The sequence below is a fragment of the Legionella erythra genome, from assembly GCF_001467615.1.
In the GTDB taxonomy this organism is placed as follows: domain Bacteria; phylum Pseudomonadota; class Gammaproteobacteria; order Legionellales; family Legionellaceae; genus Legionella_C; species Legionella_C erythra.
Map to the genome: position 1 here is coordinate 147,393 of NZ_LNYA01000018.1, position 19,273 is coordinate 166,665.

The window sequence follows — 19,273 nt, forward strand, 5'->3', positions numbered from 1 at the left end:
GTTCTTTATGTCCTTGGGTATTTACACCCAGTGCCAAATACACGGCTTTATTGGTAATGCCTTTATCCGTCTTTACCTTGACCACCAGACAATCCAGATAAACAATGGGAAAGCAGCTATCCAGAGGCCTTGATTGCCAGGCTCGCACATCAGCCAAAACAGCATCTGTAACATTGGAAATTAACGTTGGGGAAATGGTAGTCCCATAAATTTCTTCCAGCTCTGACTGGATATCACGGGTGCTTAATCCACGAGAATAAAAGGAAATAATTTTCTCATCAAGACCGTCAAAGCGAGTGGCATGCTTGGGGATGAGTTGCGGCTCGAACGAGCCCGCGCGGTCCCGAGGTACGGCAATTTCCATTTCACCTTCACTGACATGAATTTTCTTTTTGCTATAACCGTTTCGAGAATTATCTTTGCGTGATTCACCTTTATCATGCTTTTCATAGCCCAGATGTGCAGTAAGCTCGCCGGCTAGAGCAGCTTCCAATCCTCGTCTTTTTAATTGTTTGAAAAACTCGGTGAAATCTTCAGGTGTTTTGCAATTTCTGGCTATCTCTTTTGCCAATTCATCTATATCTTCAGTCATAGTTGTTCTCATCATATTTGTCAGCACTATCCAGTGCCGACAGATTATATGCTATGACTAATTACACAAAATTATTTACAGATCCAGAAATTTATCTAAGTTGCCCCGCTAACTGAACCATTGAGCATTGCGACATTCACCTAAAACAATAGGATTTATTTTTCAATATAAAACTCCTTGCCACTGTGTCGTCCAGCTAAATTACCTACAAAAGAGGGCAGTTTTTCTTGAAGCAGCTTATTAAGTACTTTATTTCCGACAATGCTTCGAACATGCTTTTGTAACTGGGCTTCTGCCTGTTCCGCTTTATAGCCTTTAATGTGTCGTAGAATTTGGGTGAGTTTTTCATACTCCGCCAAAACCGGATATTGCTGCTTAAGCTCATTAAACACAATTTTCTCTCGCTCAACCTGTTTAGCCTGAACAGCCTTATATAATTGCTGCGGCTTAAGCCCAAACTCCTTCGCTACCTGCGAAATATGCACACCATCGGCTTTCCAGCTAATCTTCTCCAACTGCGGCATATTCTGCTCTTTCAATGACTTTTTCTGGGCAATGGCAACAATGGTTTGATAACGCTCGTAGCGCAGGCTGGCTTTTTCAATTGAAGCTGCGGCTTCTTTCAAATGGGGGTTATCTGTTAATTGCTGGTTATGGTTTGTCCATAGTCGATGGGCTTTTTCATCCCTTGCCAGGGATTGGGCATACAGGTTTTCGAATTGCGCGTGCTGACTGATATTGATGTTTTGCTGTTTGGCTTCCTTGGTGATTTGTTGCCTAATTTTTAAATACGCGGATTGTTCATCCATGTAATCGGCGGCTTGCTTGGCAATCAAGCGTCTTTCCTGCTTCGATAATGCTCTTTCTTTGTCGTGCTGCTGTTTTAAATACTCCTCGTAATTAGCGAGGTAATTGTATTTTTCTTTAATCTTATGACCAACGCCTGCGATATGGTTAAGCGCTTTGCCCACTATGCTGTCGGGGTTAAATCCGGCGCGTAGGGCGAAATCCAGTGGCCAGTCGATGACGTTGTCTTTCGTTACTGAGCGCGACAGGGTTTTGGTGAGTTTGTCCAAATCGGCATGCTGGTGCCGGTTGGCATACACGTCCACCGAATCACGATGCCGCGTTAAGGCGACAAAACTTAAGTTTCTATCCCAGTATTGACTGTCGATAAGCACCTTGACGTTATCCACGGTCATACCCTGTGCTTTATGAACGGTAAGCGCATAACCGTATTCGATATACCGGTAAGTCTTAGGAATTATCACCTGTTCGCCACTGTCTAATTGGGCTGTCAAACTGTCCTTATCAACAGCAAGGATGGTGGCTAAGTCGCCATTCCGAATGCCAATGGCTTTGTCGTTTTGGCGCAGGAGAATGCGCTCACCCTGGGTCAGCGCGATAGTTTTCTCGCCACCTTCGCTTAAATAGGCAAAATCCTCATGACCAATCATACCCTTGTTTCTTAAACGCTCCCTTGCCTGCTCGTTGAGGGAATAGACCGCGGCTCGTGAGAAAGCCAGCATCATGTTATTTTGGCAATCGCTCAGCTGATGAATCCCAGATACCCACGAGTGAACCATTGCTTCCTGCGATTCCGACACAACCTCGGCGAAATGAATCGCACCTTTGTTGGCGTAATACTCAATGGCATTGTTCACTTCCCCTTTAGCTAAATTCATACTGGCCATGCGGTCACCTTCATCGCGTTGACGTCTAATTTGGTCTAATTCAATGTAGCCGGTATACGCGGCGATGCCTCTGAAAATCTCACCCTTGTTAATTGGTTTTAACTGGTCGGGGTCGCCGACTAAAATGACTTTGGCTTTCGCCTTGCTGGCGGCTTCAATTAAATAAGCAAGGCTTGAAAAATCCACCATGCCGGCCTCGTCAATAATCAGTACGTCATTGCGCCTTAATTTCATTTGGTTATAGCTCAGTCGATAAGCCAATGACGCAATGGTCGAGGATTGAATACCGGTTTCTGCTTGCAGGGCTTTGGCTACTTTGCCTGAGAGTGACGCGCCTAGCACTCGACAACGGTTGGCCGCAAAGTATTCCTTGATGGGTTTTAATAAATAGCTTTTACCGACACCGGGGCGGCCAATGAGCACGCTGATGTCTTTACTCTGAGTGATGTAATGAAACGCGTCTCTTTGTTCCTCATTGAGCTGGTAATTTTTAAGAATGGCCTCCGTTGGCAAAGAATAAACATGCCCCTGTCTTAAGCGCATTTTTTCAACATGACTTAAGAGCCGACTTTCGGCAATGTATTGATGGCGGGTGGTGAACGATTCAACGCCGCTGTCATTCACGCCTAGATTGATAACATCCTTATGAGCAAGTAATTGTGCGACTTGATTTAAATAGGCAGTACTGGTGGTATCGGACCGAATGCTTTTAAACAACAGTTTTTCAATGTCCTTGCGGGTAAACACGCTGTGGCTTAATGACAGTTGATTTAAGAGATTATCCAAATCATGCAGCGCTAATTCTTCCCGTGCTTCACGAATGAGTTGGTTTTCTTCGCGAAGGTAATGATTGTCCTCATCACGATTTCGCCCTTCGTGTTTTTCACTGATGAGGTGGTTTAAATCCACAGCCAGGTCAATGTTCTTTTCCTGAAAATAGTCCGTTTGAAAAGAACGCCATTGCTTACTCCAGTAATCGCCTTCGACAATAATCCCTTTGGCAAAAGTAGGATTTAAATCGCGTGCCTTGTGTTTGGCAAAATACTCGCCTTGCAGTCGGCGCAAGGTCACCAGAATATGAGCGTGGGGATTGCCATCCTTGTCATCATGAATGGCAATATCGCAAGGCAGGCCTTTATCGACAAAATGAGTTTGCGCAAAGCGGCGGGCTAATTCGATGTGTTCAACAGTACTTAATTCTTTAGGCAGGGCAAGAACGACATCTTTGCACAATTGCGAATTCTTACGTGTCTCGGCGCGCTCGACTTCATTCCATAAGAATTCACGTTGCTGAAATTTCTCGGATGCCCCTTCGGGTAGCATGATTTCAGAAAAAACGACTTCCCTACGCCTGGAATAATCATAGTCAGTTCCTGTTCTTTCATCGAATAGCTTGCTTGCCGTGCGGTAAGCACTGGCGGCTACTGCGCTGTGTCCTTTCGAGCGAGTGTGTATTGATACGCGAGCGAAAGCGATAGCCATGCCGGCTATCTTAGCAACACAAACAAAGTTTGTATATTGCGCCCTTCGCTTTTCGCTTTCGGGATGGATTGAGGCGCTTCGCTTGTTTATTGCAAAGGGTATTGATTTCGGAGATCGGTGCCAGTATTCTGTTTAGCGACATCCTTACTTTTGCGGAGACACCATGTCAAAAATGACACGATCGCAAATGGAAGATGCTCTCATGGATAAAATTGAACAAGCCAAGAAAAAGCTTGAGCAATTGCAGCATAAAAACAAGCTCGAAATCGGTACCCTCGCCTACAAACACGAGCTCCATCATTATGACTTAAAGCAACTGGATTTAGTTTTCGCCAAAATTGCCAAGGAGCTTAAGCATGACCATTAAAACCAAAATTCAAAAACAACAGCAGGTCATTGCCCGCTGTGAAAAATCACTCGCCCTTGAGAAATTGAAAAAACGCCGGGCAGATACTCGACGTAAGATCGAACTTGGGGGGTTGGTGATTAAGTCGGGGATGGATGGCTTTAATAAAACTGTCATCTTAGGTGGATTGGATTATTTGCTATTACTTAATCAGGATAAAAATAACTTAGAATTTTTTGATGAGAGAGGGAGGCAGTTATTTGGATCCTAGTTTTCAGGAGAGAACATTTTGGACAATCACTTAAGTACTAAATGCACCGGTATTATAATTCATTTTGAAAAATGCAATGATACATCATACTGCTCAGAGTTAAGCTTTATTCATCCTTCAACGAGATATAATCTTAAAGTTCATTTTCACGATCAAAGATTTAGTATGCTAGAGATTTCATCTGAGATAAGACAGTCCTGCTATGACTTTTATCTTTTAATTCTAAACATTCTAGATTTCCATATGGTTCTATCCGGAAAATATTTATCAATTATTTCTGTAGTCTATTTCGATAAAGAAGAGCCTTTAAAAAATTTTTCTCTACAAAATAGTCAATTTAATGAATTGATACCTGCATTCTTCTCCACCCGCACAAATTTTAGCTCAGATAAATTAAATTTATACAATTTCTCTAAAAGAAATTTAGACTCATACCCAACTATACTCAGTAATTGGTTAACTTGTTATAAGAAAATTGAATTTCAGTTTCAAATGTTTAGATTTGCTATATCTTCAATCCCCATTCCTGTTGACGTGTTGAACGCATTTCTATTACAGATATTAGAGCCTATGTATGATTTACTTAATGACGATAAATCATTTAGACCTAGTTCTCATAGTGATCTTCTAGATCTGGTTAACTTAAATTGCATAGACTATGAATCGCCAAAATGGGGAAATGCATCAAATAGTTACTTTAAAAAATGCTATTTTAAAGATCTCATATCTCAATCCAAAAAATCTATATTCTTTCGAGACAAGCTGTCGCACATTTTTAGTAATTACGGAAATGATATTTTTGATTACGAGAAAAAGATGAATATTTACAATGACATTTTGAACTTTTTTGTACAGTCAAGAAACAAGATATTTCACGTTAAGACTTGTCATATTAAAGAATTCTCTTTCTATCCTTATAATTTGAAAATTAGCATCTTATTACGCCATATTTTTATGCAATTGATAGGTATAGAATATAACGAATACAGGCAGAATTATTTGAATTTAATTGCTGATATAAATAAATGGATAGATACTAATGGAACTTAAAGATACCCTTTTCCAAGGCATTATCCATGAAATAATTTTAACAAATCCCGAAAAAGCCTGGAAGCCTTCTGATGAATTCCAGGACTACTCGATTCTCTAGGCCCACCAATGTTTAATACCCGAATATCTTTCTCATTTATCCAAGCTTTTATTCTTTGCACAGCCTCATGCTGACTATCCAAACTCACAACTAAACGAGGCTTCTTTTGAAGATCCGCATCCTCAATGGTTAATTTCGTACCATCTTTTATCCTTTCAGGCAAAGGCCAGCTTGGCACAATAATTAAAGTTCCATCCGAATCGCGGATATTTAATTTCGTTCTTTCATCAGGATCGCTGGTAGTTGCCTCTTTCAGTGCGGGAAATTGTTTCAAGACATTAACACCATTCTCATCAAGTCCCCCTTTAGGACACCAGCCGCCAATTTCAATGCCCATTTCGGTAGCGACTAATAACGCGGCTTGATCAACGCCCGTTTGCCCACCTGATACAATTTTTTTAATCATGCTGATTTCCCTGCAGTTGTTTTGCTTTCAGGAATAAATCATTACAATGCTCTTCCATAACCCCACCCACCAATTCCACCTCATAAAAACTGGGAGTATTGGATAAAATCTCTTTCGCGCTGATCTGAATCTGCCTACCAAATAATTCATGCAAAAATGAAATTGATGAACCATAGAATACCTTAGGGATCATCGCCCAATACATAGCAGCCGCACACATGGGGCAAGGTTCAGCCGTGCTATAAAGGCTTAATTTACTCCGATCCCCATCAAATCCATTACTAAATAAGGTATGGATAACTGATAACTCACCGTGCATTAAAGGATGGTTATTGGCAGAGTTAACCGATTTTAGAAGAATCTCACGATTATCATAAACAATGATCGAACCATACGGTGCCATCGGGTTAGACATGGCAACCTCGATCGTTTCTTTCATGAAATGATATACATGGTCATCAAGGTTTATTTTTGGGGTTAATGTAGTTTTCATGGAATTTATTCGCATTAAGTTTATAGTTTGTATCAATTCTAAAAGGGTTTAAATTGGATAACTCATCATAGATATCGACTTTTTCTTTTACCTTTAAAAAGTAAATTAATAAAATCGATATGGGTGCCAAGAGAAATTCGTAAAAGATTTTATAGGCATCTTCAAAAACAATCACACTGGCCAATTTTTCATTAGGTACAATTCCGTAAAACGCTACCAGGGAAAATAAGCTTACATCAATAATAATTCCAAAAGCAGAAGATGTTGCAATTCGCGTCCATACCGTGGTGATAAATTCCTTCTTAAGTACAATACCTCGTCTTCGCTGCTTTGATTTAATAATCGATATAACTGTTGAATTTATAGTCATTCCTAAAAAATAGGCCGTAGCTGAGGCGATAAACATTCGAGCCTGATTATGTAACACCATTTTAAAGGGATCATTCTCGCCTATGGCCAGGTGATTTGTTAACCAAACATCAAAAACAAGAAGTAGGTTGCAGAAAATAACAAACAAGACCATTTGCTTCGTTCTTTCGATGCCATAAACGTCAGTCATCATATCTGCAGCAAGATAGGCTAATGAAAATACTATGCCCCCAACATTAATAGTAAAAAATCCTATTGATATGAACTTTGCAGCCATTGTTTTCGATGCAATAAAGAAAACAATGCTCGAGCAGAACAACAAGTGATGGTACTTAAACTTTCTATTGCCAGCGAGATTAGGTACATAAAATGTGAATATTGAGCCTTGATTATTTCGGTGATGCTGAAATTGCTCTATTTTTGAGATGGCGTTTGATAGCCTTGAAAAAAATATATTAAGAAACAGGAAAAGCAATAATGGAATGATCAGCTGGGTAAGCGCCGTTTGTTGTCGTGTATTTATCCAGATTAAATTTAACAAGCAAAAAATTAATAACGCGATTGTTGTAGAGTACTGTCTAATAATTTTATTCAAACGGTCGCATAACACATTTGGTAATAGAATAAAGGCCCATAGAAGAAAGGAGCTTTTAATCAGATAGTTCCAATCCCTACCTAATACCTGACTATACACCTCCTGCATGCTCCAGAAAGAGGAGGCTGGAAGCCAAATCGCAAATTTTAAAAACAGGATATAAACGGTCCGGCACATAATCACCAGGTAGAGGGTATGTCTTAAATACGCTAATCCATAAATTTCATAAATGAGTTGAAAGCAAAAGAATGCCATTGGCCACCAAAGAAGTTCGGAGGCTAGAGATATACCGGCAAAATCAATTAATTGAGCCTCAGCCGGAACAGAAATTAGGGAAAAGAAAACAGCAAAACCTGCTAACGTATGAAATACCTTAAATTGAAGCGGAGTATCCGATTTCCCTTTAAGCAGCATCGACAAAAACTCGTTTTAAGCTGTATACGCATTTTTCCTTTAAGGTAGGATGCTTTTTTTCTTGCAGGCTTAATTGCTCAGAGTGCGCTCCGAACTGTTGCCCCATATCAAATACCACTCTGGGATCCGTGAGATAAATCATATTTTCTTTTACAAATTCGGTAACAGTAGCGTCCTGGCTAATTCGTTTATTGGCAATATGAAATGCAACGGATAATTCACTTGTGGATGGATTATTATAAATCCTATCTACTCTAATGAGATACGGTTCCCGAATTTGTCCTGACAACCGTAGAAAGACTTGCTGATAAGCAAAACGCATAAATCTGTTGAGCAAACTCCATTTTTTCATGGTAAACAACCTTACAACTTATTTTTGTGAATACAATCTCTGATGTACTTCGAGAATTACACCGGTAATAGTGTATAAATTATCATCATAATTTTCTACAGGAAGTTGAGGATTAATCGGGTAGAGATAAACTTGACTCCCCTCAAGCACATACTTTTTGATTGAGTAATAGGATGAATCATTTTTCTTTTTAACTACAATGTATGAACGATCAACTGGCCTAAGATGCGGATTTATAATTGCTAACGAATTTTTGGTAAATGTTGGTTCATAGAGATCAGTATCCACAAGCAAAGCAAAATGATTCCCCTCGCATGTACCCTCCGACCAACGATACCATTCCATAGGGGTTTTCTGTTGAGGCTCGCTTAATTGAAAAACAGGTAACCGCAATTCATTGTTTATACCGATAGATTTCTGCTTGCTTATTGGTTCAAGACCAAGTAACTGTTCAATCGTAATGCCAAAGTAATTAGCTATTTGCACCAAAGTACTGGCTTTCGGATCAGTGACATCCCCATTAAGAATTCGGGTAATTTTATTAGTTGGAATGCCCAAATTTCGCGCGAGTGAGGCCGGCGTGAGTTTTTTTTCACGCTCTATAAGTCCATTAAGTGTCTGGGCTAATAATAAATGACCCGGATTATCTAAAATATCTGTAGGCATACCTTGACTTTGATACATCAATGTAATAATTTACATAAATGTAACTATTACATTCGTGTAAAAATAGATATTAGCACACTTGGAAACAAGATCACCTAATTCTCTATTTTATGAGTAGTAAAACGCCTGTGGTAAAGCAAGGAGTGCCCAGATGATAGAATCTGAGTCTAAATTAGTTATTTATAAAGGAATGATTCATTACATCTTGGAATCAACCCATTACAGCCTAAAAAACATTGCTGAACTCACCCAGACAACACTTACAGACATCAAGAAAATAAATCTAAATCAGCAATTATCATTATCTCTCAAATCAGAAATACAACTTTTGAAGCTGTACCAAATCATTCTTGAGTGTAATTTTGAACTGGCAAAAACACCCCATCAAATAATAACGGATCACTATCAGGAGGAAATGCGATGCTTAAATGGGTAAAGCTGAAAAAATACTGCCAAGATTCTGGCGATACGGCCAATGCTGTCCATGCTAAAAGGAAAAAGGGAGTCTGGCTTGATGGCATTCAATGCAAGATAGGGCCGGATGGTAATGTATGGATCAATTTGATTGAGGTTGAAAAATGGGTGGAAAAAGGGGGCAAGGGAACGACTTACAGCCTTCGCGGGGTATAACTGTTCGAAAGTGGGAGACAGGCTGTAATATCCGCATCACATTTAGATATCGAGGGGTATTATGTAGGGAAACTCTCAAATTGGAGCCTACAAAAGCAAATTTGAAATTTGCAGAAAGGTTGCGAGGTGAGATTTTAAATGCGATTGCACTGGATAAATTTAACTATCTTGATTATTTCCCGAACTCTAAACGTGCTAGATTATTCGGCCATATTAATCATAACTCCACAGTAGGGGAGTTATTAAAGGATTATATGGCCATTGCAGAAAAGACCCTTGAGCCAAGCACAATGAATGGTTACAGAAAAATATGTGAGGGTCATTTGTACCCTACATTTGATAAAATACCAGTGCGTGAGCTTACACCGCTTATTATCCGTAATTGGCTTACTAGTCTGAATATAACGGTTAAAACTGCCCGCAATATTTTAACTCCTCTGCGTAATACATTAGATCAAGCTTTAAATGATGGGTTAATTGAGTTTAATCCCATAGATAAATTGGTTGTCTCAAAATTAATTAATAAGAATACCCGTAAAAGTGATTGGCAGGTTGATCCCTTCGATAAAGAGGAAATCAATGCAATCCTGAACGCGGCCGATGGGCAAGCAAAAAATCTATTTCAGTTTGCTTTTTTTACAGGCTTACGCACTTCCGAACTCATTGCCTTGGAATGGAATGATATCGATTGGTCAAAGGGTTTATTGAAGGTATCGAAGGCTATTGTGTTGAAACAGACTAAAGGAACAAAAACGAAATCTGGTGAGCGTCATGTACTTCTATTGCCGCCTGCAATCGATGCTTTAAAGGCGCAGAAAGAGTTTACCTATTCATTCAAAGGTCGGGTTTTCCATAATCCTCGAACCAATACGCCATGGGAAACGGATGGACAAATTAGAAAGACATGTTGGAAATATATTTTAAAGCATGCTGGCGTCCGGTATCGCAATCCCTATCAGACCAGACATACTTATGCTTCGATGCTGCTTTCTGCTGGCGAAAATCCACTGTGGGTTGCTACGCAGATGGGGCATAGGGATACTGAAATGATTATTAAACATTATGGGCGTTGGATACCGGATAGTACAATTGCTTCCGGTTATAGAACTATAAGTCATTGGGATTTTGAGTATTAGGAAATTTTGGTTTCACAGATCAATCTTGACGGCTGACCAGTTTCCATTCGTTCCAGCAAAATTGCATATATTTCTTCATTTATCGAACATAAGTCATTAAGATGTCGTAAATATTCCAACATCTATTGGAGCAACTAATGGATAAATTGAATCGGGAATTAATTTCCTTTGTTGAGGGATCAGATGATTCTCTATTTTCTATATATAATTTACCTTATGGCGTATTTTATACCGCGGATTCCTCGCCAAGAGTAGGCACAGCCATTGGTGATTACGTTCTTGACCTTGCGTTACTCGAAAAAGAAAAGCTTATCAACATTGACAGCGAACAACCTATTTTTAGTCAAAGCAGCCTAAATTATTTTGCTTCCTTAGGGGCAAAGCATTGGTCCAGTGTCCGGCAAAGAATTCAAACATTATTATCAGTTGATAATTATGAGCTCCAGGATAACCAATCATTACTACAACGGGCTCTGATTCCTCTCCGTGAAATCCAAATGACATTACCTTTTAAAATAGAAGGGTTTACTGATTTCTATGCCGCTGAGCACCATGCAACCAATGTTGGCAAATTATTTCGAAGTAATGAGAATGCGCTTTTACCCAATTGGAAGTACTTGCCTGTCGCATACAATGGCAGGGCTAGTACAGTTTTTCCTTCCGGTACCGATGTAATACGCCCCAGAGGACAAATTAAGCTTTCTTCGGATGAGCCCCCCGTCTATGAACCTTGTCGTAAATTAGATTTTGAGCTCGAATTGGGGTTATTTATAGGGCAGGGTAATCCTGATCGTAAGCCGATTACCATCGATGAGGCCAGATCCCATTTATTTGGCTGTGTGTTATTAAATGATTGGAGTGCAAGAGATATTCAGGCATTTGAATACCAGCCTTTAGGCCCTTTCCTGGCAAAAAGCTTTGCCACTTCGATATCAACCTGGGTTATCCCTATGGAAGCCTTAATCCCTGCCATGAAAAATTGTCTTGAGCAGGATCCAAGGCCAGTGGAATACCTTTACAGCAACACACGCCAATTACCGGATATTAAGTTGCTTGTCGAAATACAGCCGGCTGGTTCCAAAATAAGAACTAAAATCTGCGAAACCAACAGCATGGAGCTATATTGGAGTATGGAGCAAATGATTGCTCATCATACCGTGAATAACTGTATTTTAAAGACTGGTGATTTATTAGGTACTGGTACAATCAGCGGTACTGTTCGAGAGAGCTGGGGAAGCCTGCTGGAAATCACATTTAATGGTAGGCAGCCTATCAAGCTCGATGACGGCAGTGAGCGAGCTTTTTTGTTGGATGGGGATACTGTAATCATTACTGGGTATTGTGAGATAGGCTCTCATAAAATAGGCTTTGGTTCTTTAGAGGGAACTGTTCTACCTGCGGGTTAACAGTTTTTACGACAAAATGTCTAAGTCCCCAGTGTATGATGAATATATAACTAACCCAGATTACCCTAGGGATTCTAGTCTAGTCGACTTATTTAAAAAGCAAGTTCTCCTTTATCCTGATAAAATTGCAGTTAAATGTGGTTGTCAGGCATTGACCTACAAAGAACTTAATACAAAGGCCAATCAATTAGCCTGGCTATTAATTGAATTAGGTGTTTCATTTAACGAGCATATAGGGATTAGCACAGATAGATCATTAGAAATGATCGTTGGCATTCTTGCGATAGTAAAGGTTGGGGGAGTGTATGTCCCTATTGATATGTCCTACCCTAAAAAGAATAAGCAGTTAATTATTGATCATGCCCAAATACGGTTTTTTATTAATACTAATAAAAAAGCTGTCTCTTTAGATGGGGTGCGAGTCGTAGGTGCGGACGAATTTTATAAGAATGAATCCTTGGAGGATCCATTACTCAGTACACATTCGGAGTCCCCTGCATACATCAATTTCACATCAGGTACTACCGGCCTCCCAAAAGGAATTATCTGTACGCATAGAGGAATAATTAGATTAATTTTTAATCAAAACTACATTTCGCTTTCTTCAAAATCCATAAGTCTAAATTCTGCTACATTGGCATTTGATGCCGCTACTTTTGAAATTTGGGGGCCGTTATTACATGGTGGTACGTGCATTTTATTGGATGAATCGATTTTAACCAGTAATAAGCTGGCTAACATAATAAAAAATGAAAACATAAACACATTTTTTATTACTACGGCACTTTTTAATAGCCTTGTGGACATTGACGTTAATTGCTTTGATGGATTGAAAAAAATATTAATAGGTGGGGAGATTCTTTCCCTCAACCATGTAAGAAAACTCTATTTGAATAACGACGATATAGTCGCTGTTAATATCTATGGGCCAACAGAAAACACGACTTTCACCTGTTTTTATCCCATACCAAGAACAGATATTGCAAGCCATGAAAGTACAGTACCTATTGGGAAACCCATCGCCCATACTCAAATCACCATCATGAATGAAGAAGGGAATAAAATAGAAGTGCCTGGTGTAATGGGCGAACTGTTTATTTCTGGCGATGGATTAGCAAAAGGATACTTAAACCAACCCAATTTAACGAAAAATAAATTTATCGTAGACCCTGTTACTCAGATAAGAATGTATAAGTCTGGTGATTATGTTCGATACCGTGAAGATGGCCAAATTGAGTATCTGGGAAGAGGGGATTCCGAAGTTAAGATTAATGGTTATAGGATCAATCTACATTTTATTGAGAATCATTTAAATAATTCCAATATTATTAAAGTTGCGGCGGTTATTGATCACACACTCTCCTCTGGATTAAAAATTCTGGTGGCTTTCGTTGTAGGTAATAAAAAAGATGATGCTAAATTAAGAAAATACCTCGAAGAGCATATCCCAGCCTACATGATCCCCCATAGGATAATATGGAATAAATCCTTACCTTTAGGTAAAACGGGTAAAGTTGACCGTAATTATTTAGCCAAAAAGTTATCTAATTATCAAAAATTCAATAAAGCTATCTTTAATAGTCTTGAGGAAGAATTGATATCAATCTGGTGTAGATTACTTGGTTTGGCTTTGGTTAAGCAAACTGATAATTTTTTTCATCTTGGGGGAAATTCGTTACTCTTAATGCACTTGGATGCAGAAATTCAAAATAGGTATCATCATAAAATCAATGTGGATGATTTTTATAAAAATCCTACCATAAATGAACTTAAGTACATGATAACCAATGCTTCAAACAGCAGCCAGAATAAAGAGGGATTATCATTTATACCATTACTGGTCAATCTTGCTCCCAATCAGCAAAGGTTCCTTAAACAATATAATATTGACCTATGCTCTACCAATATGAATATTATTTTTTCCGTTCGGGTGCATACTCCTATTTCGGATAAATTTGTCAGTGCTGTTAAAGATTATTTGCTATCGCTTCGCCTCTTCAGAACTACATTAGTAAAACAAAATGATCAATTGATGCTTTCCTTTGACCCAGATAAAACCCCTCCGATTGATTTAATTTACAGTGAAGTTTTTCCGCAGCAAGAGTTGTCCAGACAAGAAATATTTGAAATGAAGTATTTTTTCAACTTATTTAAAGAAACACCCTTAAGATTAAAAATATATGTTTTAAAAAACGAAGTATGCTTCCTTTTTAATATACATCATCTTTACTTTGATGGTGCCTCCATGGAGCAACTTAAAAGATCAATTCATGATATGGCTGATGGAAAAAATATGACTCAATCAGACATTGATTATTTTCATTATTGTAAGCAGTCTAATCTAGGAAAAAATAATAATAACATTGAATTAGTGCAAAAATTCAAGGAAAGATATGACTCTAAGATTTTTTCATTTTCAGATAAAACTAGTAAGAATATAAGTAGTCCGGCAGAAGGCTACCAAGTTTATATAGATAAGAAGCATAGTAAAATTTTAGGCATTGCTAAATTTTTATATGCTTTCGAGGAAGCCATACATCAAATATACGGTTTAAAAGAAATATGTTGTCAAATTCCAATTTCAAGAAATAAGGTTGGTGAGTATGCAAATGTAATAGGTTATTTTGTTGAGGTAATAATATTTCATCATTTGTTGATAGAGTCAGAATTACTTCATAAGAAAATAGAAAATATAGAGCAATCTTTTCATGATGCACTATCCTTTATCGGAGTCAATTTTTTAAGCCTTTCTCCTCCTGAAAGTAAATTCGATTTCTCAAGCATATTATTTAATTATATTCCTACTCAAGAACCTATCGAAACGATTTCTGGCTACTTTTCTTATGAGAAAAAATTCTATCGTGAGCTTTTAGTTTTTGTGTTCGAGGGTGAGGAAGGAATAAATCTTAAACTTATTTTCAATCGATTATTCTTCACACAAGAGGATATGAAAAATTTTACTGATAGATTTAAACAAATAGTCTGCGGATTGCTTGAAACCCATTTAGATGTATAAGGAATGTAAGTATGAATAATCGTACAGTGCTAATTACTGGAGCAAGTTCAGGTATTGGTTTTGCAGCAGCTCGCAAATTTGCACAGCAAAATTACAAGTTAATTTTATTGGCCAGGCAAGAAGACAAATTAATATATGCAAAAGAAAATTTATCAACACCAACGTATATTATCAAAACGGATATATCTGACTTAACTTCATTAAGACATCAGTTGGAAAATCTTCCTGCTGAGTTTAAGGATATAGATGTTTTAGTGAACAACGCAGGTGTAACCCTGGGCGAGGGTCCAATTGAAGATAGAAATATTGCTGATTTAGAAAAAATGGTTTCTGTGAACATTAATGGCCTCTTATATTGTACCCAAATTATTCTGCCTTTAATGGTGAAACGAAACTCCGGACATATTATAAACATTGGTTCAACTGCAGGTACTTATCCAAGACCTGGAAATCCTCTATATTGTGCTTCGAAGGCATTTTCAAAACAATTTTCCTTGGCTTTGAGAGCAGATTTAACTGGAAAAAAAATAAGAGTAACCAGCATTGAACCAGGTACTGTTAAAGGAACGGATCTAGCACTTGGAAGAGTAGGTGGAGATCGTGCAAGGCTAAATGCTCTTTATGAAGGCTACGAGTATCTAAATCCAGAGGATGTAGCCGAGACAATATTTTGGGCAGCATCACTACCCGAACACGTTAATATAAATCGGATAGATGTAATGGCAACATGCCAAAGCTTTTCAAACCTAACTAACGTTCGAGCCTAATGATTTAGAGCTGGCTCAAATTTTCTCTTTGGTTCAATCAAATAGCTAAAAAGACAAACTGAGACCAGCCCTAATGCGCCACAAAGGGCCCATAAATTTTGATAACCATATCTCTGTATTACAGAGATTCCCAGCCATGGACCTAAAAGCATACCAAGATTTATACATGTATTATAAAGAGCCATATATTTCCCTCGCACATTAGGAGATGAGTTCTCAGCTATGTAACTACTTGCTGCTGGAAATAATACCATTTCTCCTAATGTCCATATCGTTACCATGAGTACTATTCCCCATTTTTGAGTGCAAAAATAAAAACCTGCGAATCCTAATGCAATCAAGGATGCCCCAATGGTTAAAGTTGCTTTATTATTTAATTTCAACATTAAGAAATTTAGGGGCAATTCAAAAAAAACGATTAGCAGTGTATTTATAGTAAAAATTAAGCCATAAAAATTTAAAGGTAGATGTAATTCGTTTTCAAAAAATAATACTAAAGGGGCTTGATGTTGAAAAAAAATCATAAAGACAAAGAGCATACTAAGCAAAAAGAATAGAATCGCTTGGTTGGACTTTAAAAGTCCGAATTCTATTTTTGCCGTATTGGTGGAAACAGAGCTATTCGTGTTAATAAATTTAATTAAAGTTACCATTAAAACACTGGCAGCAACGAGATTGGCTACTCCATTAATAATTGTTACTAACGAAAAATAATTTAAAGCCAAATACCCGCCTAATGCAGGACCAATACTCATTCCAATATTTAATGTAAATCTATAGATAATAAAAATTAGTTTATATGATTCCACTGGAACTAGAAGTGTAAGAAGAGTCTGTGCAGAGGGTCGATATAAACCGTAAAAAAAACCCCAGAGCAAGGTAATGCATATACAATGATAGTAATTTTTTGCCATGGGGAAAAGTAATAATGTGAAGCCATTACAAATTAAGGATGTAATTAGAATTTTGTGAGAGCCATATTTATCAATGAAAAATCCACTGATCGCACTGGAGAGAAGCATGCTGAAATTAAAAACTAATAAAACAGTTGCAGCTTGGGATAAAGGAAAGCCTAAGTTTTTGGTGGCGTAGGGTATTAAAAAAATATACGTTATATTGCCTACCTGGTTTATAAAAATGGCAGCCATAATATACCAAAACAAATTCGGGAAAGATTTTATTTTTAAATAAAATTGTTTTAATTGGTTCAATTTTTAAATCTTATCGGTGTGATTAATCTAAAACGAGAAATTGACATTAATTTATAATAATACTAACTAAGTTAGTTACTATCCAAATAAATGTCAAGTAATTATTTGACAAAATAATATATTAATACTAAATTAATTAGTAATAAATTCAATAAGTGTCAAAAAATGAATCTTACAAGTTTTTTTGCACAATATCCGGTATTCACTCATCAAGAATACAAGCAGTGCTTACAATCACTTGGAACCACCAATTCTCACACGCAAAGGGAATTATTGGCTTATCATTTAAAGAAACAGCATATTTTACGGATAAAGCGAGGGTTATATGCGAGTATACCCATGTCATTTCGTCATGCTGCTGAAGACTTCCCTGTAGACCCTTATCTGATTGCCGGCCGTATCAGGAGCGATGCTGTGATTTCCTATCAATCAGCGCTAGATTTTCATGGAGTGTCTTATTCTCTACATCACCACTATTATTTTATGTCAGAAAGCGTCATTGCTTCGTTTAAATTCAATGAAGATGAATTTGTTTGCTTATCTTTTCCAAAGGCCTTAACGGAACAGCAAAAAACAAATTTTGAGGTATTGTCCGTTGATCGGCAGGGTTTGAAGATACAGGTAACCAGTTTAGAACGAACCATTGTTGATGTGCTCGAGCGTCCAAATTATGCTGGGGGCTGGGAAGAAATATGGCGTTCTGCTGAACATATCCCAATATTAAACCTAGATAAAGTGATTGCGTATGCAACTCTCTTGAATAACGCTACAACAATTGCCAAACTCGGCTTCTTTCTTGAACAATTTAAAGAGCAATTTTTTGTTGATGAGAATACTTTAAGTTATTTAGAAGCTAAAAAACCAACAGGCATTCACTACTTAGAGCGTAGTAAACGCGAAATGGGTAAACACATGCCCCGATGGAACCTTATTGTCCCTAACTATATTATTGAGGGCTCCTGGGAAGAACCTAATGAAGATTTCTAAAGAAAAATTACAGCAAGAAGCCTCTAATACTGGTTTTAAAATGGAGCACTTGGAAAAAGTGCATATCCTGATGGACTTGCTGCATGATTTTGCTACGTTCCCACAATTGAAAGACAAGTTCGTTTTAAAAGGAGGTACGGCGCTTAACCTTTTCTTTTTTGAATTACCGCGTCTGTCAGTGGATATTGACTTGAATTATATTGGAAGCGCTGAGCGTGAAGTAATGTTATTGGAACGCCCCATTCTTCAAAAAATAGTGGCAGGGATTTGCGAACGCCAAGGATTAATTCTGGACAGAAATCCAAATCGCCACGCAGGGGGTAAGATGATCTGGCGTTATCCCAGTGCATTGGGGCAAATGGGAAATTTGGAAGTCGATCTTAATTTTATGTACCGTGTTCCTCTTTGGCCGATTGAATATAAATCCAGTTGCGCTGTTGGCAGTAAGCAGATCCATAATATTCCTATTCTCGATCCGCACGAATTGTCTGCTGGGAAGTTAGCTGCATTGATTGATAGAAAAACGGGACGGGATTTGTTTGATGCCTATCATTTATTAACCAAAACAACGATTGATATGGTTAAACTACGTCTTGCATTAATTGTCTATTCAGCCATTAGTCGAAAGATAGATTTACGAGTACTAACGCCAGAAGCAATTTCTGTGGACGCTACCGATTTAAAAAATCGGCTGATCCCATTACTAAGAAAAAATGATCTGGCAGCTATCAACAGTACTTCAAATTGGGCTAAAGAATTAGTGTCAGAATGCCAACAAGCATTTAAACATTTTTTGCCTCTTGCAGAAAATGAGCACGCTTTTTTATCTGAGCTGCTTGATAATGGTAGAGTAAGGCCAGAATTGATATCCGATAATGAGGAGCTCATTGCGAATATCAAAATTCATCCGGCAATAGCCTGGTCGGCGCAGCAGGGTATTAGAAATAATTCATAAAGTACCCAAAACGTGCCCAAAAAATAAAGAAGTAGAATAAAAATCTTTATTTACAATAGGTTGCATAAAAATGGTCCCGGGTTCGATTCCCGCCGCCTCCACCATATAACTCCTTGATTTATAAGTAAAATTTAAGATATACCCCATGCTGCGGGTCTTTCCCACTTACGGGGGCACTTCAAACTAACAGCATAGTACTCTAACCCTTGTTCTATAATTTTCAAAGTTTTTAGGGTCTTTCCCACTTACGGGGGCACTTCAAACTAACAGCATAGTACTCTAACCCTTGTTCTATAATTTTCAAAGTTTTTAAAGCCATAAGCTCTACGTTGTAT

The 19,273-nt window shown here is 38.0% G+C and carries 18 protein-coding genes; 10 read left to right on the forward strand and 8 right to left on the reverse strand.

The features are described 5' to 3' along the window. Both Lery_RS15515 and traA read right to left on the reverse strand, forming a co-directional pair. On the reverse strand, positions 1-592 hold a 592-nt coding region (locus tag Lery_RS15515), incomplete at its 3' end, for an IS256 family transposase (protein WP_193392300.1). Positions 593-747: 155 nt separating this feature from the next. Beyond that, on the reverse strand, positions 748-3,768 hold the full coding sequence (gene traA / locus Lery_RS04335) for a Ti-type conjugative transfer relaxase TraA (protein ID WP_058526030.1): 3,021 nt from the start codon (positions 3,766-3,768) through the stop codon (positions 748-750). Positions 3,769-3,931: 163 nt separating this feature from the next. Here traA and Lery_RS04340 point away from each other — a divergent pair, with 163 nt between their 5' ends. Together Lery_RS04340 and Lery_RS04345 are read left to right on the forward strand one after the other, a co-directional pair. Beyond that, entirely contained in the window at positions 3,932-4,135 is a 204-nt protein-coding gene (locus Lery_RS04340) for a hypothetical protein (protein WP_058526031.1), read from the forward strand. Further along, the gene (locus Lery_RS04345) at positions 4,125-4,385 is read left to right on the forward strand and encodes a conjugal transfer protein TraD (RefSeq protein ID WP_058526032.1); all 261 of its coding nucleotides are present in this window, start codon (positions 4,125-4,127) and stop codon (positions 4,383-4,385) included. Before Lery_RS04340 ends, Lery_RS04345 begins: the two co-directional genes overlap by 11 nt. A gap of 1,070 nt (positions 4,386-5,455) precedes the next feature. On the opposite strand, the gene Lery_RS04355 is transcribed toward Lery_RS04345, so the two are convergent. The 5 genes from Lery_RS04355 to Lery_RS04375 are packed head-to-tail and all read right to left on the reverse strand — an operon-like array spanning position 5,456 to position 8,830. Next, positions 5,456-5,941 carry a putative molybdenum carrier protein gene (locus Lery_RS04355; RefSeq protein ID WP_058526034.1) on the reverse strand — a complete coding sequence of 162 codons (486 nt, stop codon included), beginning with the start codon at positions 5,939-5,941 and terminating at the stop codon, positions 5,456-5,458. Beyond that, positions 5,934-6,380, reverse strand: a complete 447-nt coding sequence (locus Lery_RS04360) for a deaminase (RefSeq protein ID WP_237759140.1) — start codon at positions 6,378-6,380, stop codon at positions 5,934-5,936. The genes Lery_RS04355 and Lery_RS04360 overlap by 8 nt, the downstream gene beginning before the upstream one ends. Before the next feature lie 19 nt (positions 6,381-6,399). Next, positions 6,400-7,812, reverse strand: a complete 1,413-nt coding sequence (locus Lery_RS04365) for a VUT family protein (protein ID WP_237759141.1) — start codon at positions 7,810-7,812, stop codon at positions 6,400-6,402. Then, positions 7,802-8,164, reverse strand: coding sequence for a hypothetical protein (locus tag Lery_RS04370; protein ID WP_058526037.1), 363 nt, complete (start codon positions 8,162-8,164; stop codon positions 7,802-7,804). Before Lery_RS04370 ends, Lery_RS04365 begins: the two co-directional genes overlap by 11 nt. A gap of 18 nt (positions 8,165-8,182) precedes the next feature. Further along, a complete protein-coding gene (locus Lery_RS04375) occupies positions 8,183-8,830 on the reverse strand; it encodes a helix-turn-helix domain-containing protein (protein WP_058526054.1) in 648 nt (215 codons plus the stop codon). A 151-nt stretch (positions 8,831-8,981) separates the two neighbouring features. Between Lery_RS04375 and Lery_RS04380 the strand changes: the two genes are divergently transcribed. The 6 genes from Lery_RS04380 to Lery_RS04405 all read left to right on the forward strand — a co-directional run bounded on the left by Lery_RS04380 (position 8,982) and on the right by Lery_RS04405 (position 15,785). Further along, positions 8,982-9,266, forward strand: a complete 285-nt coding sequence (locus Lery_RS04380; protein ID WP_193392301.1) for a hypothetical protein — start codon at positions 8,982-8,984, stop codon at positions 9,264-9,266. Beyond that, the gene (locus tag Lery_RS04385; protein ID WP_058526038.1) at positions 9,251-9,460 is read left to right on the forward strand and encodes a hypothetical protein; all 210 of its coding nucleotides are present in this window, start codon (positions 9,251-9,253) and stop codon (positions 9,458-9,460) included. The genes Lery_RS04380 and Lery_RS04385 overlap by 16 nt, the downstream gene beginning before the upstream one ends. Then, a complete protein-coding gene (locus tag Lery_RS04390) occupies positions 9,409-10,596 on the forward strand; it encodes a tyrosine-type recombinase/integrase (protein WP_058526039.1) in 1,188 nt (395 codons plus the stop codon). The genes Lery_RS04385 and Lery_RS04390 overlap by 52 nt, the downstream gene beginning before the upstream one ends. A gap of 137 nt (positions 10,597-10,733) precedes the next feature. Next, entirely contained in the window at positions 10,734-12,002 is a 1,269-nt protein-coding gene (gene fahA / locus Lery_RS04395) for a fumarylacetoacetase (protein ID WP_058526040.1), read from the forward strand. A 31-nt stretch (positions 12,003-12,033) separates the two neighbouring features. Beyond that, positions 12,034-15,018 (forward strand): non-ribosomal peptide synthetase, encoded by a 2,985-nt coding sequence (locus tag Lery_RS04400; RefSeq protein WP_162262942.1) that lies wholly within the window; start codon positions 12,034-12,036, stop codon positions 15,016-15,018. 11 nt (positions 15,019-15,029) lie between these two features. Next, positions 15,030-15,785, forward strand: coding sequence for an SDR family NAD(P)-dependent oxidoreductase (locus Lery_RS04405; RefSeq protein WP_058526042.1), 756 nt, complete (start codon positions 15,030-15,032; stop codon positions 15,783-15,785). Here the strand turns inward: Lery_RS04405 and Lery_RS04410 are convergent. Next, positions 15,782-16,933, reverse strand: coding sequence for an MFS transporter (locus Lery_RS04410; RefSeq protein WP_131751184.1), 1,152 nt, complete (start codon positions 16,931-16,933; stop codon positions 15,782-15,784). The two genes, Lery_RS04405 and Lery_RS04410, sit on opposite strands and share 4 nt — an antisense overlap. A gap of 228 nt (positions 16,934-17,161) precedes the next feature. On the opposite strand from Lery_RS04410, the gene Lery_RS15215 reads away from it, so the two are divergent. Both Lery_RS15215 and Lery_RS04420 read left to right on the forward strand, forming a co-directional pair. Then, complete coding sequence (locus Lery_RS15215) at positions 17,162-17,983, forward strand: type IV toxin-antitoxin system AbiEi family antitoxin domain-containing protein (protein WP_065230242.1); 822 nt, start codon at positions 17,162-17,164, stop codon at positions 17,981-17,983. Next, positions 17,970-18,938, forward strand: coding sequence for a nucleotidyl transferase AbiEii/AbiGii toxin family protein (locus Lery_RS04420; RefSeq protein WP_058526045.1), 969 nt, complete (start codon positions 17,970-17,972; stop codon positions 18,936-18,938). Before Lery_RS15215 ends, Lery_RS04420 begins: the two co-directional genes overlap by 14 nt. Positions 18,939-19,273 lie beyond the last annotated feature (335 nt).